The organism is Paenarthrobacter sp. TRD_SC_7 (assembly GCF_056156245.1).
In genome coordinates, this window is sequence record NZ_CM149587.1 from 1,800,807 (window position 1) to 1,825,975 (window position 25,169).

Genomic DNA, 25,169 nt, shown 5'->3' on the forward strand with positions numbered 1-25,169 from the left:
TCCCCGGAAGGAGGGTTATGACAACGCCTAGCAAGATCTCAGCAGTTGCAGAGATCACCAACGATTTCAAGGAATCGAACGCGGCTGTCCTGACCGAATACCGCGGGCTCACTGTTGCACAGCTCAAGGAACTGCGTGTTGCGCTCGGCCAGGACACCAAGTTCTCGGTCGTCAAGAACACCCTGAGTGCCATTGCAGCCAAGGAAGCTGGAGTTGAAGCATTCAACGATCAGCTCGCCGGCCCTACTGCAATCGCCTTCATCAAGGGTGACGCTGTTGCTGCTGCCAAGAGCCTGACGGACTTTGCCAAGGCCAACAAGCAGCTGGTTATCAAGACCGGCGTCTTCGAAGGCAAGGCATTGGACGCAGCAGGAGTTGCCGCACTGGCAGCCCTCGAGTCCCGCGAGCTGCAGCTTGCAAGTGTTGCTGGTGTCCTCAAGGCTCCCGCATCCGCTGCTGCACGCATCATCGACGCCCTGCGCCTCAAGCTTGAAGAAGAGGGCGGCGCATCTGCACCGGCCGCTGAAGAAGCCCCGGCCGCTGAAGAGGTTGCGGCTCCGGCCGAAGCCGCTGAAGCCGCAACCGAAGAGAACTAAGTTCTCCCCTCAATCAAACTCTGGTGCAAGGACTGGCTTAGCCCGGATCTGCGCCAACTAATGGAAGGACGCCACCATGGCGAAGCTCAGCAACGAAGAGCTCATTGAAGCTTTCAAGGAACTGACCATCATCGAGCTCTCCGAGTTCGTCAAGCTCTTCGAAGAGACCTTCGAAGTTACGGCTGCTGCTGTTGCAGTTGCTGGCCCCGCTGCCGGCGGTGCTGCTGAAGCTGCTGAAGAGAAGACCGAATTCGACGTCGTTCTCGAAGCTGCTGGCGACAAGAAGATCGCAGTGATCAAGGAAGTTCGCGCCATCACCTCCCTCGGCCTCAAGGAAGCCAAGGACCTGGTTGACAGCGCACCGAAGGCTGTTCTCGAAGGCGCCACCAAGGAAGCTGCCGAGAAGGCAAAGGCTCAGCTCGAAGAAGCTGGCGCAACGGTTACCCTCAAGTAACTCGTCTTGCTTGTGGAAGCCCCGTCCGGTTCGCCGGGCGGGGCTTCCTGCGTTTAACGCACCCAAGGTTTCGTGCACCCAAGTAGGTCGCAGTTAAGCGCGTTTTGAAGGCTCAAAACGCGCTCAGCTGCTACTTAGTTGGGTTCGCTGATGTCCGCTACTACTGCGCCCAAGGCTGCGGTGAGTGCGTCCGCGTCCACGAAGGCGCTGCGGCCATGCGCCCCGGCACCCATCGAGATGCGGCGCCCGGTGATGCTGGCGTCGGCGTACACGGGCCAAGCGGTGGTGCTGCCCAACGGAGTGATGGTTCCGCGCTCATAGCCGGTTGCGGCAAGGGCGACGTCGGCATGGGGGAGCGAGAGCTTGTTGATGCCTACCAAAGCACGCAGCTTCGGCCAGGAGATTTGACGGTCCCCCGGAATGAGCGCGAACAGGAACGTGCCATCGCGATGCTTGACCACCAACGACTTCACGATGTCCCCGGGGCTGATGCCCAGGATGCCGGCAGCCTCTTCCAGGCTGCGGGCAGCCGGACGCTCGACGACGTCAACGTCCAGGCCGCGCGCGGCGGCGTCTGCCAAAAACCGTTCGGCACCGTCCCCGGGCCCAGATGCGCTAGTCATCAGTCGCGGTAAAGGAGGAGGGCTTCACCCTGGCCTCCGCCTCCGCACAAGGAGACAGCTGCTTTTCCGGTTCCCCTGCGCTTGAGCTCATGTGCAGCATGCAGCGCGAGCCGTGCTCCCGACGCCCCGATGGGGTGGCCCAAGGCAATGGCGCCGCCATGGATGTTGCACTTCTCCAGCGGGTAGCGGAGGTCCTTGAGGGACTGGACGGCCACAGAACCGAAGGCCTCATTGATTTCGATGAAGTCCAGGTCTTCTGCCGTCCAGCCGGCGCGCTTCAAGGCCTGCGAGATGGCGTTGGACGGCTGGGAGTGCAGCGAGTTGTCGGGCCCTGCTACCTGGCCGGGCTTGCCAACAACAGCCAGGTAGTCCAGCCCGTTGTCCGTGGCGAAGCGGCGACTGGTCAGCACCAGCGCGGAGGCGCCGTCGGACAGGGGAGAGGAATTGCCGGCCGTGATGGTGCCGTCGGTGGCGAAAGCCGCCTTGAGTGGCGCCAATGTCTCCACTGAGGTGTTGGGCCTGATGCCCTCATCCGTCGTGAGCACCAGGGGATCGCCCTTGCGCTGCTTGACACTTACCGGAGCGATCTCGACGTCGAAGGTTCCGTCTGCGATGGCGGCAGCGGCACGCTGGTGGGAGGCTGCGGCAACTTCGTCCTGTGCCTTGCGGTCGATGCCGAGCGTGACGTTCTTCGTTTCCGTGGACAAGCCCATGGACTGTCCGTCGAAAGCATCGGTGAGGCCGTCATGGGCGGCGACGTCCAGCGCCTGGATGGCTCCGTACGTCCACCCCTGCCGGGATCCTGGAAGGAGGTGCGGCGCCCGGGTCATGGATTCCTGGCCTCCGGCAACAACCACCGTGGCGTCGCCGCTGCGGATCATGCGTGCGGCATCAATGACGGCTGTGAGGCCGGATAGGCACACCTTGTTGATGGTGACGGCAGGAATGTTCCAGCCAACGCCCGCGGCGATGGCGCTCTGGCGGGCCGGGTTTTGGCCTGCACCTGCCTGAAGGACCTGGCCCATGATGACAGCGTCCACCTGTTCGGCTTTGACACCGCTGGCCGTCAAGGCTGCGCTTATGGCATGAGCGCCAAGGTCGACGGCGGTGAAGCCGGCCAATTGCCCGTTGAGCCGACCCTGTGGGGTACGGGAAGCAGCAAGGATGACAACGTCATTGTCGTCAGCGGAGTTGGTCATGGTCTCTCTTCCGATCCGGGAGTGGTGTAGCAAGGCTATCGCGGCGCGCGCCAGCCTACCTCTTCAACAATTGTGCCGTTCCCCCCATTCCTTGGCGGAGTTTCCCGGGTTCTTAAGGGATCTGCCCGGCATTGGTGCCTGCAGCAACCGTGCTTGCAATCACGGACGATCTGGGGTAGACAGAAAGGCTGCTTTGCCGTATCGTAGATATTTGCGTCTTCCCTGTTAACCTTCAGCCTTCATATAGCGGTGGGCTTTACCTCTCAGCTGCGTTATTGACGTGCCGTTCCGAAACGTGCACTGTCATAAGCGGTCTGGGTCCGGGTCATATAGCGGAACCGGAACAAGTATTCTGCGGAGCACTCTGCAGGATGCAAACGGGGGAGATCTGAAAACGCCTGAAGGTCTGTGGAAGGATCCCTCTTGGTCGCCTCGAGCACCTCTAATAACGAAACCGCTAACACGGCAAGCACCGATGGTGCCACCCGCCGCCTCTCATTCGCAAAGATTCACGAACCACTTGATGTTCCGAATCTTCTCGCCCTGCAGACAGACAGCTTTGACTGGCTGGTCGGAAACGAACGCTGGCAGGCGCGGGTAGCGAAGGCTGTCGAGGAGGGCGACCTCAGCGTCGCCACCACCTCCGGACTTGCCGACATCTTCGAAGAGATCTCCCCAATCGAGGACTTCCAGGGCACCATGTCCCTGAGCTTCTCCGAGCCGGAGTTCGCTGACCCGAAGTACACCATGGCCGAATGCAAAGACCGTGACGCCACTTACTCGGCACCGCTGTATGTCAAGGCCGAGTTCATGAACAACAACACGGGCGAAATCAAGCAGCAAACCGTGTTCATGGGCGACTTCCCCCTCATGACCGAAAAGGGAACGTTCGTCGTCAACGGCACCGAGCGTGTCGTTGTCTCCCAGTTGGTCCGTTCGCCGGGCGCCTACTTTGAGCGCACCGCTGACAAGACCAGTGACAAGGACATCTTCACTGCGAAGATCATCCCGTCGCGTGGTGCATGGTTCGAACTCGAAATCGACAAGCGCGACCAGGTCGGCGTTCGCCTCGACCGCAAGCGCAAGCAGTCGGTCACGGTTCTCCTGAAGGCCCTCGGTTGGACCGAAGGCCAGATCCTGGAAGAGTTCGGCCAGTACGACTCCATGCGCGCAACGCTGGAGAAGGACGCCACCGAGACCCGCGAAGACGCGCTTCTGGACATCTACCGCAAGCTGCGTCCGGGCGAGCCGCCCACAGTTGAGGCTGCCCAGTCCCTGCTGGACAACCTGTACTTCAACGCCAAGCGCTACGATCTTGCCAAGGTTGGCCGTTACAAGATCAACCGTAAGCTCGGCATCGACCGCTCCCTTGGTGACAAGGAAGCGTCGGTCCTGCACGTTGAAGACATCGTTGCCATGATCAAGTTCCTCGTTGCTCTTCACGCCGGCGAGAAGACCCTCATGGGCAAGCGCGACGGCGAAGACCACGAGCTCCGCGTCGACGTCGATGACATCGACCACTTCGGCAACCGTCGCATCCGCGCCGTGGGCGAGCTGATCGAGAACCAGGTCCGCACCGGTCTTTCCCGCATGGAACGCGTCGTCCGCGAACGCATGACCACGCAGGACGTCGAGGCCATCACGCCGCAGACACTGATCAACATCCGTCCCGTTGTTGCAGCCATCAAGGAGTTCTTCGGAACGTCCCAGCTGTCGCAGTTCATGGACCAGAACAACCCGCTCTCGGGTCTGACCCACAAGCGCCGCCTGTCGGCACTTGGCCCGGGTGGTCTGTCCCGTGACCGTGCAGGCATGGAAGTTCGAGACGTTCACCCGTCCCACTACGGACGTATGTGCCCCATCGAAACCCCTGAAGGCCCGAACATTGGTCTGATTGGTTCGCTGGCGTCCTACGGCCGCATCAACCCGTTCGGCTTCATCGAGACTCCGTACCGCCTGGTTTCCGAGGGCGTCGTTTCCGATGAAGTCCAGTACCTCACGGCTGACGACGAAGCAGAGGTCCTGATCGCACAGGCCAACGCTCCGCTGGATGCTGACAAGAAGTTCTCGGAAGAGACCGTCCTCGTCCGTGCCCGTGGTGGTGGAGGCGAGCCTGTCCTGGTTCCCGCTGCAGACGTTCAGTTCATGGACGTTTCCCCGCGCCAGATGGTGTCCGTGGCAACCGCCCTGATCCCGTTCCTCGAGCATGACGATGCCAACCGTGCACTCATGGGTGCCAACATGCAGCGCCAGGCCGTGCCGCTGGTCCGTTCCGAGGCTCCTTTCGTGGGCACCGGCATGGAGCGCGCAGCAGCCGTCGACGCCGGTGACGTTGTCATTGCGAAGAAGGCCGGCGTGGTCACCGAGGTTTCCGCCGAGCTCGTTGTCATGATCAACGACGACGGTACCGAGACGAACTACCGCATCAACAAGTTCGCCCGTTCCAACCAGGGCAACTGCTACAACCACCGTGTCCTGGTCAGCGAAGGCCAGCGCCTGGAAGTTGGCGGCATCATCGCTGACGGTCCCGCAACGGATCAGGGTGAGCTCGCCCTCGGTAAGAACCTGCTCGTGGCATTCATGTCATGGGAAGGCCACAACTTCGAGGACGCCATCATCCTCTCCCAGCGCATTGTTGCTGAGGATGTACTTTCCTCCATCCACATCGAGGAGCACGAAATTGATGCCCGCGACACCAAGCTTGGTGCCGAGGAAATCACTCGTGATATCCCCAACGTGTCCGAGGAAGTCCTTGCAGGCTTGGACGAGCGCGGCATCATCCACATTGGTGCCGAGGTTGAAGCCGGCGACATCCTGGTCGGAAAGGTCACCCCTAAGGGTGAAACCGAACTGACCCCGGAAGAGCGCCTTCTCCGCGCGATCTTCGGTGAGAAGTCCCGCGAAGTCCGCGACACCTCCCTCAAGGTGCCCCACGGCGAGTCCGGTACAGTCATCGGCGTTCGCGTCTTCGACCGCGACAACGACGACGAACTGCCCCCGGGCGTGAACCAGCTGGTCCGCGTCTACGTTGCAGCCAAGCGCAAGATCACCGACGGCGACAAGCTGGCCGGCCGTCACGGCAACAAGGGTGTTATCTCCAAGATCCTTCCGATCGAGGACATGCCCTTCCTTGCAGACGGTACCCCGGTGGACATCGTCCTGAACCCGCTTGGTGTTCCGGGTCGAATGAACGTTGGCCAGGTCCTGGAAACCCACCTCGGTTGGGTCGCCAAGACCGGTTGGAAGATCGAAGGCGAGCCGGAGTGGGTCAAGAACCTCCCGAACCTGCCTCGTGAAACCGGCCAGACCACCGTTGCCACACCGGTGTTCGATGGCGCCCGTGAAGAAGAAATCACGGGCCTGCTTGACTCCACCAACGTGACCCGCGACGGCGACCGCCTGATCGACTCGTCCGGCAAGACCCGTCTGTTCGACGGCCGCTCCGGCGAGCCGTTCCCGGACCCGATCTCCGTCGGTTACATGTACATCCTGAAGCTCCACCACCTGGTGGACGACAAGATCCACGCGCGCTCCACCGGCCCGTACTCCATGATCACGCAGCAGCCGCTGGGTGGTAAGGCTCAGTTCGGTGGCCAGCGCTTCGGTGAAATGGAAGTGTGGGCGCTCGAAGCTTACGGTGCCGCTTACACCCTTCAGGAACTCCTCACGATCAAGTCGGATGACATCCATGGTCGTGTGAAGGTCTACGAAGCCATCGTCAAGGGCGAGAACATCCCTGAGCCTGGCGTTCCCGAGTCCTTCAAGGTCTTGATCAAGGAAATGCAGTCGTTGTGCCTGAACGTGGAAGTTCTTTCCACCGACGGAACCACGATCGAAATGCGTGACTCTGATGACGCAGTCTTCACGGCTGCGGAAGAACTGGGCATCGATCTGTCTCGTGCAGAGCCCAGTTCCGTAGAAGAGGTCTAGCAGCTGTTCCGGCGGACAGTCTCAACAACTGTCCGTCGGAACAACTCCCTCTTCCCGTAACCAAGACTTCAGAATTTAGAGAACAAGAGAGAACAGGGACCATATGTCCAGCGAATCCTCCTTCGGCCTCATGCAGATCGGCCTCGCCACCGCGGAAGACATCCGCGGATGGTCTTACGGTGAGGTCAAGAAGCCGGAAACCATCAACTACCGCACGCTCAAGCCCGAGAAGGACGGCCTCTTCTGCGAGAAGATCTTCGGCCCGTCCCGCGACTGGGAATGCTACTGCGGTAAGTACAAGCGCGTCCGCTTCAAGGGCATCATTTGCGAGCGTTGTGGCGTCGAAGTCACCCGTGCCAAAGTGCGTCGTGAGCGCATGGGCCACATCGAACTGGCCGCGCCTGTAACCCACATCTGGTACTTCAAGGGCGTTCCCTCGCGCTTGGGCTACCTTCTGGACCTGGCACCGAAGGACCTTGAGAAGGTCATCTACTTCGCTGCCTACATGATCACCAGCGTTGACACCGAAAGCCGTCACGCCGAACTGCCGAACCTCCAGGTCGAGCACGACCTCGAGAAGAAGCAGATGGTGGATAACCGCGACAGCGACATCGCCACGATCGCCCGCGACCTTGAAGACGAGCTTGCCCGTCTTGAAGGTGAAGGCGCCAAGGCTGCCGACAAGAAGAAGGCCCGCGACTCTGCTGACCGCCAGATGGCGAACGTCCGCAAGCGTGCCGACGCCGACATCGAGCGCCTTGAGCAGGTTTGGGACCGCTTCAAGAACCTTAAGGTCGCTGACCTTGAAGGCGACGAAGGCCTTTACCGCGAACTTCGCGACCGTTATGGACTGTACTTCGAAGGCTCCATGGGTGCCGAGGCCATCAAGAAGCGCCTCGAGACCTTTGACATGCAGGCTGAAGCTGAGTCACTGCGCGACACCATCCAGAACGGCAAGGGCCAGCGCAAGACGCGTGCCCTGAAGCGCCTGAAGGTTGTCAACGCGTTCCTGACCACCAACAACAGCCCGCTCGGCATGGTTCTCGACGCCGTCCCGGTGATCCCGCCGGAACTGCGCCCGATGGTCCAGCTGGACGGTGGCCGCTTCGCGACCTCCGACCTCAACGACCTCTACCGCCGTGTGATCAACCGCAACAACCGACTCAAGCGCCTGCTTGACCTCGGTGCGCCGGAGATCATCGTCAACAACGAGAAGCGCATGCTTCAGGAAGCTGTTGACAGCCTCTTCGACAACGGCCGTCGCGGCCGTCCGGTCACGGGTCCGGGCAACCGTCCGCTGAAGTCCCTGAGCGACATGCTCAAGGGCAAGCAGGGTCGTTTCCGCCAGAACCTGCTCGGCAAGCGCGTCGACTACTCCGGCCGTTCGGTCATCGTTGTCGGCCCGCAGCTGAAGCTGCACCAGTGTGGTCTGCCCAAGCAGATGGCCTTGGAGCTCTTCAAGCCGTTCGTGATGAAGCGCCTGGTTGACCTCAACCACGCCCAGAACATCAAGTCGGCAAAGCGTATGGTCGAGCGTTACCGTCCGCAGGTTTGGGACGTGCTGGAAGAGATCATCACCGAACACCCGGTGCTGCTCAACCGTGCACCTACCCTGCACCGCCTCGGCATCCAGGCCTTCGAACCGCAGCTTGTGGAAGGCAAGGCAATCCAGCTTCACCCGCTGGTTTGTGGCGCCTTCAACGCTGACTTCGACGGCGACCAGATGGCAGTCCACCTGCCGCTGAGCCCGGAAGCCCAAGCCGAAGCCCGCATCCTGATGCTGTCCTCGAACAACATCCTGAAGCCGTCCGATGGCCGTCCGGTGACCCTTCCTTCGCAGGATATGATCATCGGCCTGTACCACTTGACCACCAAGCGCGTCGGCTCCGCTGGCGAAGGCCGCATCTTCTCCTCGGTTTCGGAAGCCATCATGGCGTACGACGCCCGTGATCTGCACCTGAACTCCCAGGTCAAGATCCGTCTGGACGACTTCGTGCCTTACGCAGGGTGGGAAGCTCCGGAAGGTTGGGAGCCCGGTCAGCCGGCTCTCGTTGAAACCTCCCTGGGACAGGTCATCTTCAACCAGACGCTGCCCGAGGATTACCCATGGGTTGAGGCTGTTGCGGACAAGGGCGAACTGTCCCGGATCGTCAACGACCTCGCCGAGCGTTACCCGAAGGTTGTTACCGCGGCAACGCTGGATAACCTGAAGGACGCCGGTTTCTACTGGGCCACCCGTTCGGGTGTCACGGTTGCCATCTCTGACATCGAGGTGCCTACTTCCAAGCCTGCCATCCTGGCTGGTTACGAGAACATGGCTGCCAAGATCCAGGGCCAATACGACAAGGGCCTGATCGACGACGACGAGCGTCGCCAGGAACTGATCGAAATCTGGAACAAGGCAACCAACGAAATCGCCCAGGCGATGCGCGACAGCTTGTCCCCGATGAACACCATCAACCGCATGGTGTCCTCCGGTGCACGTGGTAACTGGATGCAGGTCCGCCAGATCGCGGGTATCCGTGGTCTTGTGGCCAACCCGAAGGGTGAGATTATTCCTCGCCCGATCAAGTCCTCCTACCGCGAGGGCCTGTCGGTTCTGGAATACTTCATCGCCACGCACGGTGCCCGTAAGGGTCTGGCTGATACCGCTCTCCGTACCGCCAACTCGGGTTACCTGACCCGTCGTCTGGTGGACGTTTCGCAGGACGTCATCGTCCGCGAAGAGGACTGTGGTACCGAACGCGGTCTGGTCACCCCGATCGCCGTGCCGGATTCCAACGGTGAGCTCGTCCTGGACGAGAACGTCGAGAACAGCGCCTACGCACGTACGTTGGCTGTCGACGTCGTCGATGCCCAGGGCAACGTCCTGGCTGCCGGCGGCACCGACTGCGGCGACGTCGTCATCGACCAGCTGCTGGCTGCAGGCATCACCGAGGTCAAGGTCCGCTCCGTGCTCACTTGTGAGTCCAAGGTCGGCACCTGTGCACTTTGCTACGGCCGTTCGCTGGCCACCGGCAAGACAGTGGACATCGGCGAGGCCGTGGGCATCATCGCCGCACAGTCCATCGGTGAGCCGGGTACCCAGCTGACGATGCGTACGTTCCACACCGGTGGTGCTGTTTCCGCCGGCGGCGGCGACGACATCACCCAGGGTCTGCCCCGTATCCAGGAGCTCTTCGAAGCCCGTACTCCTAAGGGTGTCGCACCGATTGCTGAAGCAGCCGGCCGCATCACCATCGAAGAGTCCGAGCGCCAGATGCGCCTGGTCATCACTCCGGACGATGGTTCCGAAGAGATTGCCTACCCGGTGCTGCGCCGTTCCCGTCTCCTCATCGAGGATGGCGAGCACGTCAGCGTCGGCCAGAAGCTGATCAACGGTCCGGTGGACCCGAAGCAGGTTCTGCGCATCATGGGCCCCCGTGCCGCACAGAAGTTCCTTGTGGACGAGGTTCAAGGCGTTTACCGCAGCCAGGGTATTGGTATCCACGACAAGCACGTCGAGGTTATCGTCCGCCAGATGCTGCGCCGCGTGACTGTCATCGAATCCGGCGACTCCGACCTGCTCCCCGGTGAGCTTGCAGAGCGCGCCCGCTTCGAGGACGAGAACCGCCGCGTCGTGTCCGAGGGCAAGGCCCCGGCTTCGGGCCGTCCGGAACTCATGGGTATCACCAAGGCTTCCTTGGCTACCGAGTCCTGGCTGTCGGCAGCTTCCTTCCAGGAAACCACCCGCGTCCTGACGCAGGCGGCCATGGAAGGCAAGAGCGATCCCCTGCTCGGCCTCAAGGAAAACGTCATCATCGGTAAGCTCATCCCCGCTGGTACGGGTCTGCCCCGCTACACAGAGGTCACTGTGGAGCCGACGGAAGAAGCGAAGGCAAGCCTGTTCACGGGCCCCAGCGCTTTCACCGACTTCTCCTATGACGCCCTGGGTGGCGACGGCGCTCCCGAGTTCCACGCCATCCCGCTGGATGACTACGACCTCGGCAACGACTTCCGCTAACCGGCTCACGCCGTCATCGCAAAGTTGACGCTGTAAGGTCCGGCCCCGTACTCAATGAGTGCGGGGCCGGACCCGTTAATGGCGGCCGTTCGCGCGGCAAGGCGGGGGAGTGGAGGACGACGGCGGCAGTCGGCCTCCGTCGTCGTCCTCCATACACCCGATTAAGGTGCCAGATCAAGCCGTGCTAGAATTTTGGTAATTGTTCTGTGTGGCAGTGGATGAAGGCCGCCGCAGCATCATTTTGGTTTTGTTCTCATGGTGCTGGGTGGAGCCTGTTTCCGGGTTGCGGGCAACATGCGCAACGAATGCCGCACTTTTGCACGCCTACCGGAGTTTCGGCCGGCTGCACGAGCAACGCCAAAGTTCCCACGTTTACACCGGCTGGCGCCTGTGTGTGGGGGCAGAGATCAAACAACGGAGAACACGAAAGTGCCTACGATTAACCAGCTGGTCCGCAAGGGCCGCACGCCGAAGGTCTCCAAGACCAAGGCTCCCGCGCTGAAGGGCAGCCCGATGCGCCGCGGTGTTTGCACCCGCGTTTACACCACCACCCCCAAGAAGCCGAACTCGGCTCTCCGTAAGGTGGCACGTGTGCGCCTCAACGGTGGCGTAGAAGTTACCGCCTACATCCCCGGTGTTGGCCACAACCTCCAGGAGCACTCCATCGTGCTCGTCCGTGGTGGTCGTGTTAAGGACCTTCCGGGTGTCCGCTACAAGATCGTCCGCGGCGCACTCGACACCCAGGGTGTCAAGAACCGCAAGCAGGCTCGCAGCCGTTACGGCGCAAAGATGGAGAAGAAGTAATATGCCTCGCAAGGGTCCGGCCCCGAAGCGGCCGCTAGTTTCCGATCCCGTTTACGGGTCCCCGTTGGTCACGCAGCTGATCAACAAGGTTCTTGTCGACGGCAAGAAGTCCACCGCAGAGCGCATCGTTTACGGCGCACTCGAAGGTGCACGTGCCAAGTCCGGCGGCGACCCCGTTGCCGCTCTCAAGAAGGCCATGGACAACGTCAAGCCTTCCCTCGAGGTGCGTTCACGCCGTGTTGGTGGCGCTACCTACCAGGTTCCGGTTGAGGTCAAGCCGGGTCGCTCTACCGCCCTCGCTCTGCGTTGGCTCGTGGGCTACTCCAAGGCCCGCCGCGAGAAGACCATGACCGAGCGCCTCCAGAACGAAATCCTGGATGCCTCCAATGGTCTTGGTGCCGCTGTGAAGCGTCGCGAAGACACCCACAAGATGGCCGAGTCCAACAAGGCCTTCGCACACTACCGCTGGTAAAAACTTTCCGGACGCCGCCGGCTCACTGAGCCGGCGGCGAACGTGTAGTCCATCCGAAAGGGAGACCCCGTGGCACAGGACGTGCTTACCGACCTTAATAAGGTCCGCAACATCGGCATCATGGCCCACATTGATGCCGGCAAGACCACCACTACCGAGCGCATCCTGTTCTACACGGGTGTGAACCACAAGATCGGCGAGACGCACGACGGTGCTTCGACGACTGACTGGATGGAACAGGAAAAGGAACGCGGCATCACCATCACGTCTGCCGCCGTGACTTGCTTCTGGGACAAGAACCAGATCAACATCATTGACACCCCCGGCCACGTTGACTTCACCGTTGAGGTTGAGCGCTCCTTGCGCGTCCTCGACGGTGCAGTCGCAGTGTTCGACGGCAAGGAAGGCGTGGAGCCGCAGTCCGAGACTGTTTGGCGCCAGGCTGACAAGTACAACGTTCCGCGTATCTGCTTCGTCAACAAGATGGACAAGCTGGGTGCTGACTTCTACTTCACCGTAGACACCATCATCTCCCGCCTTGGTGCCAAGCCGCTGGTTATGCAGCTGCCTATCGGTGCTGAGAACGACTTCATCGGTGTTGTTGACCTCCTCGAAATGCGCGCCCTGGTTTGGCCTGGCGACGCAAAGGGTGACGTCACCATGGGGGCTTCCTACGAAGTGCAGGAAATCCCGGCGGATCTCCAGGCCAAGGCCGAAGAGTACCGTGCACAGCTCGTTGAGACTGTGGCCGAGGCTTCCGAAGAGCTCATGGAGAAGTACCTCGAAGGTGAAGAACTCACCCTCGAAGAGATCAAAGCCGGCATCCGCAAGATGACCATCAACTCTGAGCTCTACCCGGTCTTCTGTGGTTCTGCCTTCAAGAACCGCGGTGTCCAGCCGATGCTTGACGCTGTTGTTGACTTCCTGCCGAACCCGCTCGACGTCCCGCCGATGATCGGTCACGATCCCCGCGACGAAGAGAAGGAACTCACCCGCAAGCCGTCTGCAGACGAGCCGTTCTCGGCCCTCGCCTTCAAGATTGCCGCGCACCCGTTCTTCGGTCAGCTGACCTTCGTCCGCGTGTACTCCGGTCACGTCGAGGCAGGCGCCCAGGTGGTTAACTCCACCAAGGGCAAGAAGGAACGCATCGGCAAGCTGTTCCAGATGCACGCCAACAAGGAAATGCCCGTCGAAGGCGCTACCGCCGGCCACATCTACGCAGCTATCGGTCTGAAGGACACCACCACGGGCGACACCCTGTGCGATGCCAACAACCAGATCGTCCTCGAGTCCATGAGCTTCCCGGAGCCCGTGATCTCGGTTGCCATCGAGCCCAACACCAAGGGTGACCAGGAGAAGCTCTCCACGGCCATCCAGAAGCTCTCCGCTGAGGACCCGACCTTCCAGGTCTCCCTCAACGAAGACACGGGCCAGACCATCATCGCCGGCATGGGCGAGCTTCACCTGGACATCCTGGTGGACCGCATGCGCCGCGAATTCAAGGTCGAGGCAAACGTTGGCAAGCCGCAGGTTGCTTACCGCGAAACCATCAAGCGCGCCGTTGAGCGCCTTGACTACACGCACAAGAAGCAGACCGGTGGTTCGGGTCAGTTCGCAAAGATCCAGATTGCGATCGAGCCCATGGACACAGCTTCCGGCGAGCTGTACTCGTTCGAAAACAAGGTCACTGGTGGCCGCGTTCCGCGCGAATACATCCCGTCCGTTGACGCTGGTATCCAGGATGCACTGAACGACGGGGTCCTGGCCGGTTACCCGGTTGTCGGCATCAAGGCCACGCTGATTGATGGCGCGTCCCACGATGTTGACTCCTCGGAAATGGCGTTCAAGATCGCCGGGCGTATGGCTTTCAAGGAAGCTGCACGCAAGGCGAACCCTGTTCTGCTTGAACCGCTGATGGATGTTGAGGTCCGCACACCTGAGGAATACATGGGTGATGTTATTGGTGACCTGAACGCCCGTCGTGGCCAGATGCAGTCCATGGAAGACGCAGCAGGTGTGAAGGTTATCCGTGCACACGTTCCGCTGTCCGGCATGTTCGGCTACATCGGTGACCTGCGGTCCAAGACCCAGGGTCGCGCTGTGTACTCCATGACGTTCAACAGCTACGCGGAGGTCCCCAAGGCAGTAGCCGACGAGATCATCCAGAAAACCCGCGGCGAGTAATCTCCCGGTAACGGATGCAATTCCGGTATCGGGAAGGCATCTGAGCGCTTGAGGCGGGGCTGCGGCGACAGCCGCGGCCCGGCCCCTGCGCAAACAGGCTCGAGGAACTACCATTGGTTCCTGAATCTGCAATTTCACCAAAACCAAGCCCCCAAGTAGACTTGCTAAAGTTTCTGCCGCGAAAAGCGCGGCCGAGGAGCACTTCACTTGAAATCGTTCTAGGAGGAACCTGTGGCAAAGGCAAAGTTCGAGCGGACTAAGCCGCACGTCAACATCGGCACCATTGGTCACGTTGACCACGGTAAGACGACGCTGACTGCCGCCATTTCCAAGGTGCTGTACGACCAGTACCCGGATCTCAACGAGCAGCGCGACTTCGCGTCGATCGACTCTGCTCCGGAAGAGCGCCAGCGTGGTATTACCATCAACATCTCCCACGTGGAGTACCAGACCGAGAAGCGCCACTACGCACACGTAGACGCCCCGGGTCACGCTGACTACATCAAGAACATGATCACCGGTGCTGCCCAGATGGACGGCGCAATCCTCGTGGTTGCTGCAACCGATGGTCCGATGGCTCAGACCCGTGAGCACGTTCTGCTCGCCCGCCAGGTTGGTGTTCCCTACCTGCTGGTCGCACTGAACAAGTCCGACATGGTTGATGACGAAGAACTCCTCGACCTCGTCGAAATGGAAGTTCGTGAGCTCCTGAGCTCGCAGGGCTTCGATGGCGATGAGGCTCCGGTTGTTCGCGTTTCCGGTCTCAAGGCCCTGGAAGGCGACCCGGTTTGGGTCAAGTCCGTCCAGGACCTGATGGCAGCTGTCGACGAGTCCGTTCCGGACCCCGTACGTGACCGCGACAAGCCGTTCCTGATGCCGATCGAAGACGTCTTCACGATCACCGGTCGTGGCACCGTTGTTACGGGCCGCGCCGAGCGTGGAACCCTCGCCATCAACTCCGAGGTTGAGATCGTCGGCATCCGCCCGATCCAGAAGACCACGGTTACCGGTATCGAGATGTTCCACAAGCAGCTCGACGAAGCATGGGCCGGCGAGAACTGTGGCCTCCTGCTCCGCGGTCTGAAGCGCGACGATGTCGAGCGTGGCCAGGTTGTCGTCAAGCCGGGTTCCATCACCCCGCACACCGACTTCGAGGCTAACGTCTACATCCTTTCCAAGGACGAAGGCGGACGTCACAACCCGTTCTACTCCAACTACCGCCCGCAGTTCTACTTCCGTACCACGGACGTAACCGGCGTTATCACCCTGCCGGAAGGCACGGAAATGGTTATGCCTGGCGACAACACTGAGATGACCGTTGCGCTCATCCAGCCGATCGCTATGGAAGAGGGCCTCGGCTTCGCTATCCGCGAAGGCGGCCGCACCGTTGGTTCGGGACGTGTCACCAGCATCATCAAGTAGTCTCTACTTGTAGATCGGTGACGCTCCGGCCCAGCCGGTAGTTAGCTAAGAGAACCCCACCGCTACGGCGGTGGGGTTCTTTTTGCTATAGTTACTCTATCGAATGGATGAAGGCAGTGCAGCTGCTGCGTCCGGCGCAACCTAGGAGCTTCCATGACTGCATTCCTCATACTGCTGCTCATTGTCATCGTTGGCGGGGTTGGCTTTGCGGTCGGTTTGGCTAAGGGGCGCCGAGGGACTTCGTCCGATTCCGCCCCGGACCAAGCCGCCTATCAAGCGGGCTACCTCGCCGGCCACCTGGCTGGTTGGCGGGACGCGGAGGCCAAGGGGGAGGGTGCGGACAGACCTTCGACCATGACAGTCGTTGCTTCCCCTGTGAGCCCGCCAGTGGCTCCGCCGTACAGGCAGTCGGCCACCGGCTTGCCGGCCCAGCCCTCCATGCCAGCACCACCTGTCCAGAACCCCTTGCCGAACCAAGCGCAGCATTTCCAGCCGCCTACTCCGCAGCCCGTCAGCCCGGCAGTCCCGTATTCACCGCGGCAGACCGTTCCGCAGCAGGCCGTACCACGGCAACCTGTCCCTCAATCGCAGGCGGCTTTCCTTGCTCAGCAGCCGCCGGTCGTGCGGGAAACTCCCGAAGCCGCCGCTGCCCGCAAGGCGAAGCGTGACCAGCAAAACATCAACGTCACCCTCTACGTGGCCAGCCTCCTGTTGGTAGCTGCAGGGGCCTTGTTCGTGGGCACGAGCCTTCCTGCACTTTTCCGCTTCGTGGGTATTTGGTTCATCACTGCTTTGTTCTACGTCTCTGGCATGGTGATCCATTCCCGGGTTCCCCGCCTGCGACCAGCCGCGGTTGCCTTCGTCGGAACCGGCCTGGCACTCATCCCCGTCACCGGCTTGGCCATGTACAACTTCGTTCTCCACAACGGTCCTGCTGCCTGGCTGGTCACATCGTTGTTGGGCACGGCCGTTTATGCCTACACAGCAGTGAAGCTGGACAACAAAGTCCTGGCCTTCCTTTCCCTTAGTTTCGTCGTTTCAACGGCGTGGTCCGGTGTCTCCGTTCTTGGGGGCGCCTTGGTCTGGTACTTCACGGCACTCATCGGCGTGGCCATTCTCCTTACTGTTGTTTCCTTGCTGCGTCCCAAGTGGCTTCCTCCGTTGTATGTCCGTCCGCTGATGGTGCTGCATCCCTCCTTGGTTCCCCTCGTGGCCGTTGCTGTGACCTTCACTCCGCAGCTCTTGTCGAAGGGGGAGTACGCCCGGGTGATGTTGATGTGCGGCATCTACTTCGCTGTTATGTTCTTCGTGCCGCGGGTCCGGTACAGGATGCAGCATCTTTATGCTGCCAGGGCTGCGCTGACACTGGCTGTCCTCGGGGTGGTGTGGGATATCACCGCTGACGTGAGCTCCGTGATGTTGGCAGCGATAGTCTGCCTCAGTGTTCAATCCCTGGCCGTTGCCTTCGGCGGCAGGAACTTGTTGCCGCGCTTCTGGTGGAACGACGCCATCTCCTGTTTGGCCCTGCAACTGATCACCGCGGCCATACTCACTGTTGTGCTGCAGTTCGGGGCATTCGACCTTCCCAACTTTGTTCCGCTGTCCCTAACAATGCTGACTGCCATGGTGGTTGGTTGGAAACTGGGCCAAGGCATTGAGTTCGCCCCGGCCGTGGTGCTCGGGGTGGGCGGTGCGCTCGGAGGCCTGCTGGGTGCATGGACCGTCGCGGCACTCTTGGCTTCAGCCGCGCTTTACTGGTTCGTGCGGGCAACGGTTGGACCGGTTGCTTCCCGCCAGTACTTGATTCTTGCGGGACGGATCGCACTCACCCTGGCAGTGCCCGCCGGTGTGGCAGGCATGATGACCGGAAACCCGGACAGGACTGCTTACTCCCTGATAGCGCTAGTGGCCGTGGCCGCTGTGCAGCAATTTGTGAGCGCCGGGCTTGAACGTGGGGGAGTCCGTCTGGTGGCCCCGCAAGCTTCTGTGGCCGGCTTCGGCGGTGCCGCCGCGGCAGGGCTTCTTGTCCTCCCGGTGTTCGATGACGGCGCCGGACGCCCGGTAGTGGCTGCAGCTGTTCTGCTCGTCTTGTCGGCGGGCTTGGTCTCGGGCCTCCTGATGTTTCCGGGAACTCATCGGGTGCCAGGTGGCGTGGTTGCGTGGCGCCCAACGGTGGCTGAGGTAATCGCCCCGGCAACTGCGGTTCTTTCTGGCGGCATGGCAGCAGCATTCGTGTCCTGGACGCTGGGAGATGCTGTCCTGCTGGCGTTGCTTGCCTACCTTGTGGTCACGGCCCTCCGGGTTTCCCCGTCCTTCCACAGGCAGTGCTATTGGTGGCTGGCCCGTGCAGCTGGCACAGTGTTGGCAGCATCAGCCTACGGAGACGCAATGCGCGACGGCTGGAGCATTCGCCTCGCAGGTGAAATTCCCGCTATTGGACTTGTGGTCGTGATGGCTGCTGCGCTCCAGTTGGTTCTTCCCCTGCATGCGGGCAACCGACGCAGCTACCCTCGTGCTTCCGTGGTCGATGCCGGTGCCGTGGTTGCCGTCATGGCCGCGGCTACCACCTTCCTTACTGTCACCACCGCGTGGGGAGCGTGGAGCGTCCGGGACAGCTGGCAGCCGGGTTTTGCCACGGTAGCAACTGCCGTTGCTGCCGTCCTGGTCAGTGCGGTTCTCCGAAGTCACTCCACAGCGTGGATCTTCGCCCCCGTTGCATTTGTGCTCCTCCTGGCTCCTCGGCTGGGGAATATCCGGGACGTCGAAATTATGCTTGGCATCTTTGCGGCCTACAGCGGTTTCATGATGGGCGTGGTACGCGACCGTTTGACCCGGGGTGCTTACCTGCTTGGCGTCCGGGTGCTTGCGGGCGCCTTCATCGCTGTAACGGTCGGTGATGTCACGGATTCGCCCGCAGCGGTTCACATCAGCCTGGCACTGGTGCTTGCGTTGCAGCATGTGTTCACCTTGGTCCTGCGCAGGCGTGGCGTGGATGTCGCCTTCCAACAGGCAACCGTTCAGCTCACCTTGAGTGCCCAACTCTTGCTGCCGTTCGCCTACTTGCTCGCAGGAGATTACGACGGCGGAGGCCGCTGGGTGTTGCTGCTTCAGTTGGCCTTGGTCCCGGCTTCCGCTGCGGTCGCCTGGCGCGTACTCGGTGCACTCGGATCCCAATACTTCGGTGTCGCCGCCATAGGGGCGGCTGTCATCGCCGCCGGGCCCGCGCTCATGTTCCCTATATCCACGTGGCTGCACCAACCACTGCTGGACAAGTCCCAAGTACCCGTTGTCCTGCTCGCGCTGGCTGTCGGCATGGTTGCTGCTCGGGCCGTGTTCCGGCCGGAAAAGATGCCTGCCGGTGCAGTCAGGGGTGTTACAGAGCGGTGGTTCTGGTTCATCTCAGCCATGACGTTCACAGTTGCTGGCGGCATATTGACGTTGGGCGTTTCCTTCTCCCTGACCGGGCTGTCTGTGGTGGTGCTGGCTTGTGTTCTGTTCGCGGCCTCGCACTTTGAACGAATGCCGTCTCTGTACGCGGCAGCTGCTCCGGCAGTGCTGGTAGGGGCGATTCCCGCCGTCGACGGTTTGCTGCAAGGTATGCCTGCGGGCGTCTGGAGCGACTACGCTGCTTGGCTCATTGGCGGAGTCGGGACCGCCGTGCTCCTTTATGCACTGAAGATGTTCGGCGGACCCGTTATCAGCGGGGAAGACTGGAGGCGGAACTCGCTGGCTGCCGCAGCCGCCTTGGCGGTTGCTTCATCCGCAGCGGTGGGGCTGGGGCATGACGAAACATCCATGCTGGGCTTCATCCTGGTGGTCGCATCCGGGGTGCTGGTGGTGCTTGAGGTGCCGCACGGCAAATGGGTGGCAGCGGAGATTGCGGGGCTGGTCTCTGTTGCAGCCCTCCAACGGGCGGTGCTTTTTGTGGACGGGTCCAGGCCTGATTGGTTCTGGGCCGCACAGTGGTATGTTGCAGCGGGAGCCGTAATAGCAGGGCTGCGCTATTTAGAGGGGCAGGGGACGGTCAAGGGGCAGCGGACGGATGTCCTGCTTCGACTTTGCCTTGCAGCCGGCGCGCTGTCTCTTACGTCCCTGGGGACCATCTTCGGCGGTACGTCGTCGCAGCAACTGTACGTCCTTGTGGCACATGTCCTGCTGCTGGCCGCCGGCTTGCTCCTGGCTGAACGAGTGCTGGTGTGGTGGGGTGCCATTGCCGTAGCGCTTAGCGTCATGTGGGCGCTGCGGTCCTATGCCTTTGCCATGCTTGCCCTTGTTGCCCTGGCGTTGATCGTGCTGGCTGTGTGGCGATTGAACCGGAAGCCGCCAAGTAATACCGGCGGGCCGGGCCAGGCCGGAGAACCGAGCGATGCCCCTCCTGCGCGGACCCATGACGGAATCCGATAATGTTGCAGTCTACGGAGAGGAGCGCACCATGGAATTCCTGATCTTCCTGGCAGTCATTGCAGCTATTGGCGGCGGCGTGTTGTGGGGCCGAAAGAACTTTAAGAGCGAGATCGAGCGCGCCAAGAGGATTCGACGCGCCAACAAGAACAAGTAAGGCGCCGTTCCAATCGGCCTGACTTAACCCATGCGGGCTACAAGTGCCGGTGGCGTGCGCGGCCCAGCGACCGGTACCAGTAGAACGAATCCTTGGGCGTCCTTTCCAGGGTCTCGAAGTCCACATGGATCAGGCCGAATCGCTGCGAGTAGCCCGCCGCCCACTCAAAATTGTCCAGCAAGGTCCACACGTAGTACCCGCGAAGATCCACATCCTCAGCGATGCCGCCAGGGCCCGTTGCTGTCAGTGCATGGCCCAAATGTTCAGCCAGGTAGGTGATGCGGTTGGTGTCCTGGACAGGTCCTTCAACGTGGGCAGGTTCAGGAAAACTGGCTCCCCCTTCCGTGATGTAAATGGGGGGAAGCGCCTCCCCGTACCGGTCCTTCATTTCGCGTAGCATCAACGCCAGGTACTCCGGTGCAACCGGCCAGCCGAACCCAGTGGTCTCGTACTCCTGGTAGGCGGCCAAGTGGAAAGGAACCTTGGTCATCTCCGGCGACCTTCCAGTGGGGATCTCCGCCGGCCCGGGGCCCGCCGCCACCTTCACCGGGTAGTAGTAGTTGAGCCCATAGAAGTCCAGCGGTTGGCTGATCAGTTCAAGGTCACCGTCGTGAATCGTGCCCAAGGATCGGAACCACGGTTTCATAGGCAAGGGTGGCTTGGGGTATTGGCCAAGCAGTATCGCGTCGGCATAGATACGGTTGAGGATTAGGTCCAGCGCCTGCGCCATCAGTCGGTCGCCAAGACCGTTGCTGGCGGGTTCGACGGGGCAGTGCATGTTGGACACGCCGATCTGTCCCTTGACGCCGGCGCTTCGGAGAGCCTGGACTGCGAGCCCATGTCCCAGCAATTGATGATGCGCCGCAGGCAGTGAGTCGAACAGCAGTTGCCGGCCTGGGGCGTGTACTCCCAGGGAGTACCCCTGCACGGTGACTGACACAGGTTCGTTCATGGTGACCCAGTGCCCAACACGGTCACCAAAGCGCTCGGCAGCGGCTTGGCAATAGACTGCGAAACGTTCGGCAGTGTCCCTGTTCATCCACCCCCCGGCATGCTCCAACTCCAACGGGGTATCCCAGTGGTACAACGTGGCCATGGGGGAAATTTCTGCCGCCAGGAGTTTGTCGATCAGGCGATCATAGAAGTCCAGCCCCCGCTGGTTGACTGCGCCTTTGCCTCCAGGTTGGATGCGCGGCCACGAGAGCGAGAAGCGGTACGAATCTACTCCGAGCTCCTGCATCAGGGCGATGTCTTCATCCGAGCGGTTATAGTGGTCGCACGCCACAGTGGGGGAGCCGCCGTCGACTATTGCTCCAGGCTTTTCGGAGAACGCATCCCAGCCCGACGGCCCGCGTCCGTCAGCGGTCAGCGAACCCTCAATCTGGAAGGCGGCAGCCGCCACACCCAGCGTGAATCCCGGGCGGAGGCGGGCGGCGAGATCTTCCACGGAGCCTGAATCCTGGGCGGTCATGACCCAATCATCCTCACTGGATGGGGGCCGGGCAATGGCTCCTCAGGGTCGATTGGCCTTTACACCATATTTCCGCCATACTGGTTGAGTTGTTCAAGCGCTTCTTCGTGTCCCGATCCGGATAATGCCGGGTGTCAGGGTCCAGGCTGAAGCCCAAACATAACCCTGAACCCCATGATTGCGGTCGAGTTTGCGTGGAAATCGCGACACGCCCGACCGCGGGGGTCGGTGCGCCGACAAGGTGAGGAACCCGGATTGCTCCGGATTCAGCTTGTGCGGCGTGTGGTGGTAAATCCTCAAACGCTTCGGCGGCCACATCAACAGGTAAGTAAACAGAGCAGCCCTAACTAGAGCAGCACTAGCTGAAAGAGAGTCAGGCGACATGGCGGGACAAAAAATCCGCATCCGGCTGAAGTCATATGACCACGAGGTCATTGATGTTTCAGCGCGGAAGATCGTTGAGACGGTCACGCGCGCAGGCGCAACGGTAGTCGGCCCGGTGCCGCTGCCGACGGAGAAGAACGTTTACTGCGTTATTCGCTCTCCTCACAAGTACAAGGACAGCCGTGAGCACTTCGAAATGCGTACTCACAAGCGTCTGATCGACATCATCGACCCCACGCCGAAGGCTGTTGACTCGCTTATGCGTCTCGACCTGCCCGCCGACGTGAACATCGAAATCAAGCTCTAGGGAGGTGCTGAGAGACTATGACCGCAACCCGTAACGTAAAGGGCCTGCTGGGCACGAAGCTCGGCATGACCCAGGTCTGGGACGAGAACAACAAGCTCATCCCGGTAACTGTTGTCCAGGCTGACTCGAACGTCATCACCCAGCTGCGCAACGCAGAGGTAGATGGCTACGTCGCCGTACAGATCGGCTACGGCCAGATCGACCCCCGCAAGGTCACCAAGCCGCTGGCTGGTCACTTTGAAAAGGCTGGCGTAACTCCTCGCCGCCACGTCGTCGAACTGCGTACCGCAGACGCCGCATCCTACGAGCTGGGCCAGGAGCTCTCTGTTGAGATCTTCGAAGCCGGCCAGAAGATCGACGTCGTCGGCACCTCCAAGGGTAAGGGCTTTGCCGGTGTTATGAAGCGTCACGGCTTCCACGGCGTTGGCGCTTCCCACGGTGCCCACAAGAACCACCGTAAGCCTGGCTCCATCGGTGGCGCATCCACCCCGAGCCGCGTCTTCAAGGGCCTGAAAATGGCCGGCCGCATGGGCGCCGAGCGTCACACCACGCTGAACCTCACGGTTCACGCCATTGACGCTGAGAAGTCGCTGCTCCTTATCAAGGGTGCCGTTCCCGGTGCCCGCGGCCAGGTCGTACTCGTACGCACCGCCGTGAAGGGAGCCTAGTTAAATGACTAGCACTGTCAAGGTAGACCTGCCTGCAGAGATCTTCGACGTCCAGACCAACGTGCCGTTGTTGCACCAGGTCGTCGTCGCACAGCTCGCTGCTGCACGCCAGGGTACCCACAAGACGAAGACCCGCGCCGAGGTTTCCGGTGCAGGTCGCAAGCCGTTCAAGCAGAAGGGTACCGGCCGCGCCCGTCAGGGTTCCATCCGTGCTCCTCACATGACCGGCGGTGGCGTTGTCCACGGTCCGACCCCTCGTGACTACAGCCAGCGCACCCCCAAGAAGATGAAGGCTGCTGCACTCCGCGGCGCCCTGTCTGACCGCGCCCGCAACGGCCGCATCCACGTCATCGCTGAACTGGTAGCCGGCACCAAGCCGTCCGCCAAGGAAGCACTGGCTTCGCTGCGTGCAGTCTCCGAGCGCAAGAACCTGCTCGTCGTAATCGAGCGCGCCAACGATGTTGCTGCACTCTCCGTGCGCAACCTCGAAGGTATTCACGTTCTGTACGCAGACCAGTTGAACACCTACGACGTACTCATCTCCGACGACGTGGTCTTCACCAAGGCTGCTTTCGAGGCGTTCGTCGCTGACAAGGCCAAGAACGAGGAGGCCTCCAAGTGAGCGTAACCACCATCAAGGACCCGCGCGACGTCGTGCTTGCACCCGTCGTTTCGGAAAAGAGCTACGGTCTGATCGACGAAGGCAAGTACACCTTCCTGGTGGACCCTCGCTCGAACAAGACCGAGATCAAATTGGCCGTTGAGAAGATCTTCTCGGTCAAGGTTGACTCGATCAACACCATCAACCGTGCCGGTAAGCGCAAGCGCACCAAATTCGGCTGGGGACAGCGCAAGAGCACCAAGCGTGCAATTGTCACCCTCAAAGAAGGCACAATCGACATCTTCGGCGGTCCGCTCGCGTAGCGGAGACCACTTTAACGAGGAAATAAATTATGGGAATCCGTAAATACAAGCCGACTACCCCGGGCCGTCGTGGCTCGAGCGTAGCCGACTTCGCTGAAATCACGCGATCGACTCCGGAAAAGTCGTTGCTGCGTCCGCTGCACAAAACAGGCGGCCGTAACAACTCCGGTAAGATCACCACCCGTCACAAGGGTGGTGGGCACAAGCGCCAGTACCGTCTGATCGACTTCCGTCGTCACGACAAGGACGGCATCAACGCCCGCGTTGCCGAAATCGAGTACGACCCGAACCGTACGGCTCGCATCGCACTCCTGCACTACGTTGATGGCACCAAGCGTTACATCATCGCTCCTAACAAGCTGTCCCAGGGTGACTTCGTCGAGGCTGGTCCTGACGCTGACATCAAGCCGGGCAACAACCTGCCGCTGCGCAACATCCCGGTTGGTACCGTAATCCACGCAGTTGAACTGCGTCCGGGTGGCGGCGCCAAGATGGCACGTTCCGCAGGTGCGTCGGTACAGCTCGTTGCCAAGGAAGGCCGCTTCGCACAGTTGCGTCTGCCCTCCGGCGAAATCCGCAACGTTGACGTGCGCTGCCGCGCAACCGTCGGCGAGGTCGGCAACGCCGAGCAGTCGAACATCAACTGGGGCAAGGCCGGCCGTATGCGCTGGAAGGGCGTTCGCCCGACCGTCCGTGGTGTAGCCATGAACCCGGTTGACCACCCGCACGGTGGTGGTGAAGGTAAGACTTCCGGTGGACGTCACCCGGTTAACCCGAACGGCAAGCCCGAAGGCCGCACCCGCCGTCCGAACAAAGAGAGCGACAAGCTTATTGTTCGTCGCCGCCGTACTGGCAAGAACAAGCGATAGGAGCCTGGACACATGCCACGCAGCCTGAAAAAAGGTCCTTTCGTTGACCAGCACCTCTTTGTGAAGGTCGCACGGGAAAACGATAAGGGCACCAAGAACGTCATTAAGACCTGGTCCCGCCGTTCGATGATCATCCCCGACATGCTCGGGCACACGATCGCCGTACACGACGGACGCAAGCACATTCCGGTGTTTGTCACAGAGTCGATGGTCGGGCACAAGCTCGGCGAATTCGCTCCCACGCGGACATTCCGCGGCCATGTTAAGGACGACCGTAAGGGCAAGCGCCGCTAGGCGCCTG

General features: G+C 61.2%; 19 protein-coding genes. 16 read left to right on the forward strand and 3 right to left on the reverse strand.

What is annotated here, in order from left to right; translation table 11 throughout:
- Positions 1-17: 17 nt before the first annotated feature.
- The gene (gene rplJ, locus AC0J5Z_RS08760) at positions 18-596 is read left to right on the forward strand and encodes a 50S ribosomal protein L10 (RefSeq protein ID WP_475038737.1); all 579 of its coding nucleotides are present in this window, start codon (positions 18-20) and stop codon (positions 594-596) included.
- Positions 597-672: 76 nt separating this feature from the next.
- Positions 673-1,050, forward strand: a complete 378-nt coding sequence (gene rplL, locus AC0J5Z_RS08765) for a 50S ribosomal protein L7/L12 (protein ID WP_011775604.1) — start codon at positions 673-675, stop codon at positions 1,048-1,050.
- A 134-nt stretch (positions 1,051-1,184) separates the two neighbouring features.
- On the opposite strand, the gene AC0J5Z_RS08770 is transcribed toward rplL, so the two are convergent.
- Together AC0J5Z_RS08770 and AC0J5Z_RS08775 are read right to left on the reverse strand one after the other, a co-directional pair.
- Positions 1,185-1,673, reverse strand: a complete 489-nt coding sequence (locus AC0J5Z_RS08770) for an aminoacyl-tRNA deacylase (protein WP_475038738.1) — start codon at positions 1,671-1,673, stop codon at positions 1,185-1,187.
- A complete protein-coding gene (locus AC0J5Z_RS08775) occupies positions 1,673-2,872 on the reverse strand; it encodes an acetyl-CoA C-acetyltransferase (RefSeq protein ID WP_475038739.1) in 1,200 nt (399 codons plus the stop codon). Before AC0J5Z_RS08775 ends, AC0J5Z_RS08770 begins: the two co-directional genes overlap by 1 nt.
- A 423-nt stretch (positions 2,873-3,295) precedes the next feature.
- Between AC0J5Z_RS08775 and rpoB the strand changes: the two genes are divergently transcribed.
- The 8 genes from rpoB to AC0J5Z_RS08815 all read left to right on the forward strand — a co-directional run bounded on the left by rpoB (position 3,296) and on the right by AC0J5Z_RS08815 (position 20,245).
- Positions 3,296-6,802, forward strand: a complete 3,507-nt coding sequence (gene rpoB / locus AC0J5Z_RS08780; RefSeq protein WP_091469639.1) for a DNA-directed RNA polymerase subunit beta — start codon at positions 3,296-3,298, stop codon at positions 6,800-6,802.
- A 103-nt stretch (positions 6,803-6,905) separates the two neighbouring features.
- Complete coding sequence (locus AC0J5Z_RS08785) at positions 6,906-10,805, forward strand: DNA-directed RNA polymerase subunit beta' (protein ID WP_011775600.1); 3,900 nt, start codon at positions 6,906-6,908, stop codon at positions 10,803-10,805.
- Between the two features lie 429 nt (positions 10,806-11,234).
- Entirely contained in the window at positions 11,235-11,609 is a 375-nt protein-coding gene (gene rpsL / locus AC0J5Z_RS08790; RefSeq protein ID WP_009358312.1) for a 30S ribosomal protein S12, read from the forward strand.
- Position 11,610: 1 nt separating this feature from the next.
- Positions 11,611-12,081 (forward strand): 30S ribosomal protein S7, encoded by a 471-nt coding sequence (gene rpsG, locus AC0J5Z_RS08795; protein ID WP_003803829.1) that lies wholly within the window; start codon positions 11,611-11,613, stop codon positions 12,079-12,081.
- A gap of 69 nt (positions 12,082-12,150) precedes the next feature.
- Positions 12,151-14,265, forward strand: a complete 2,115-nt coding sequence (gene fusA / locus AC0J5Z_RS08800) for an elongation factor G (RefSeq protein ID WP_091469000.1) — start codon at positions 12,151-12,153, stop codon at positions 14,263-14,265.
- 231 nt (positions 14,266-14,496) lie between these two features.
- Complete coding sequence (gene tuf / locus AC0J5Z_RS08805; RefSeq protein ID WP_011775598.1) at positions 14,497-15,687, forward strand: elongation factor Tu; 1,191 nt, start codon at positions 14,497-14,499, stop codon at positions 15,685-15,687.
- A 153-nt stretch (positions 15,688-15,840) separates the two neighbouring features.
- On the forward strand, positions 15,841-20,091 hold the full coding sequence (locus AC0J5Z_RS08810) for a hypothetical protein (protein ID WP_475038740.1): 4,251 nt from the start codon (positions 15,841-15,843) through the stop codon (positions 20,089-20,091).
- Positions 20,092-20,119: 28 nt separating this feature from the next.
- The gene (locus AC0J5Z_RS08815; protein ID WP_272941655.1) at positions 20,120-20,245 is read left to right on the forward strand and encodes a hypothetical protein; all 126 of its coding nucleotides are present in this window, start codon (positions 20,120-20,122) and stop codon (positions 20,243-20,245) included.
- Between the two features lie 37 nt (positions 20,246-20,282).
- On the opposite strand, the gene AC0J5Z_RS08820 is transcribed toward AC0J5Z_RS08815, so the two are convergent.
- Entirely contained in the window at positions 20,283-21,716 is a 1,434-nt protein-coding gene (locus tag AC0J5Z_RS08820; protein WP_475038741.1) for a GH1 family beta-glucosidase, read from the reverse strand.
- A 382-nt stretch (positions 21,717-22,098) separates the two neighbouring features.
- Here AC0J5Z_RS08820 and rpsJ point away from each other — a divergent pair, with 382 nt between their 5' ends.
- Genes rpsJ through rpsS form a run of 6 tightly spaced genes read left to right on the forward strand, consistent with a single transcriptional unit; the run spans position 22,099 to position 25,162 of the window.
- A complete protein-coding gene (gene rpsJ / locus AC0J5Z_RS08825) occupies positions 22,099-22,407 on the forward strand; it encodes a 30S ribosomal protein S10 (RefSeq protein WP_003803825.1) in 309 nt (102 codons plus the stop codon).
- Positions 22,408-22,424: 17 nt separating this feature from the next.
- Positions 22,425-23,075, forward strand: a complete 651-nt coding sequence (gene rplC / locus AC0J5Z_RS08830) for a 50S ribosomal protein L3 (protein ID WP_011775595.1) — start codon at positions 22,425-22,427, stop codon at positions 23,073-23,075.
- Positions 23,076-23,079: 4 nt separating this feature from the next.
- Entirely contained in the window at positions 23,080-23,697 is a 618-nt protein-coding gene (rplD, locus tag AC0J5Z_RS08835; protein ID WP_142938370.1) for a 50S ribosomal protein L4, read from the forward strand.
- Entirely contained in the window at positions 23,694-23,999 is a 306-nt protein-coding gene (gene rplW, locus AC0J5Z_RS08840; RefSeq protein WP_011775593.1) for a 50S ribosomal protein L23, read from the forward strand. Before rplD ends, rplW begins: the two co-directional genes overlap by 4 nt.
- A 29-nt stretch (positions 24,000-24,028) precedes the next feature.
- The gene (gene rplB / locus AC0J5Z_RS08845; RefSeq protein ID WP_011775592.1) at positions 24,029-24,868 is read left to right on the forward strand and encodes a 50S ribosomal protein L2; all 840 of its coding nucleotides are present in this window, start codon (positions 24,029-24,031) and stop codon (positions 24,866-24,868) included.
- A gap of 12 nt (positions 24,869-24,880) precedes the next feature.
- The gene (rpsS, locus tag AC0J5Z_RS08850) at positions 24,881-25,162 is read left to right on the forward strand and encodes a 30S ribosomal protein S19 (protein WP_011775591.1); all 282 of its coding nucleotides are present in this window, start codon (positions 24,881-24,883) and stop codon (positions 25,160-25,162) included.
- The last annotated feature ends 7 nt before the right edge of the window (positions 25,163-25,169 follow it).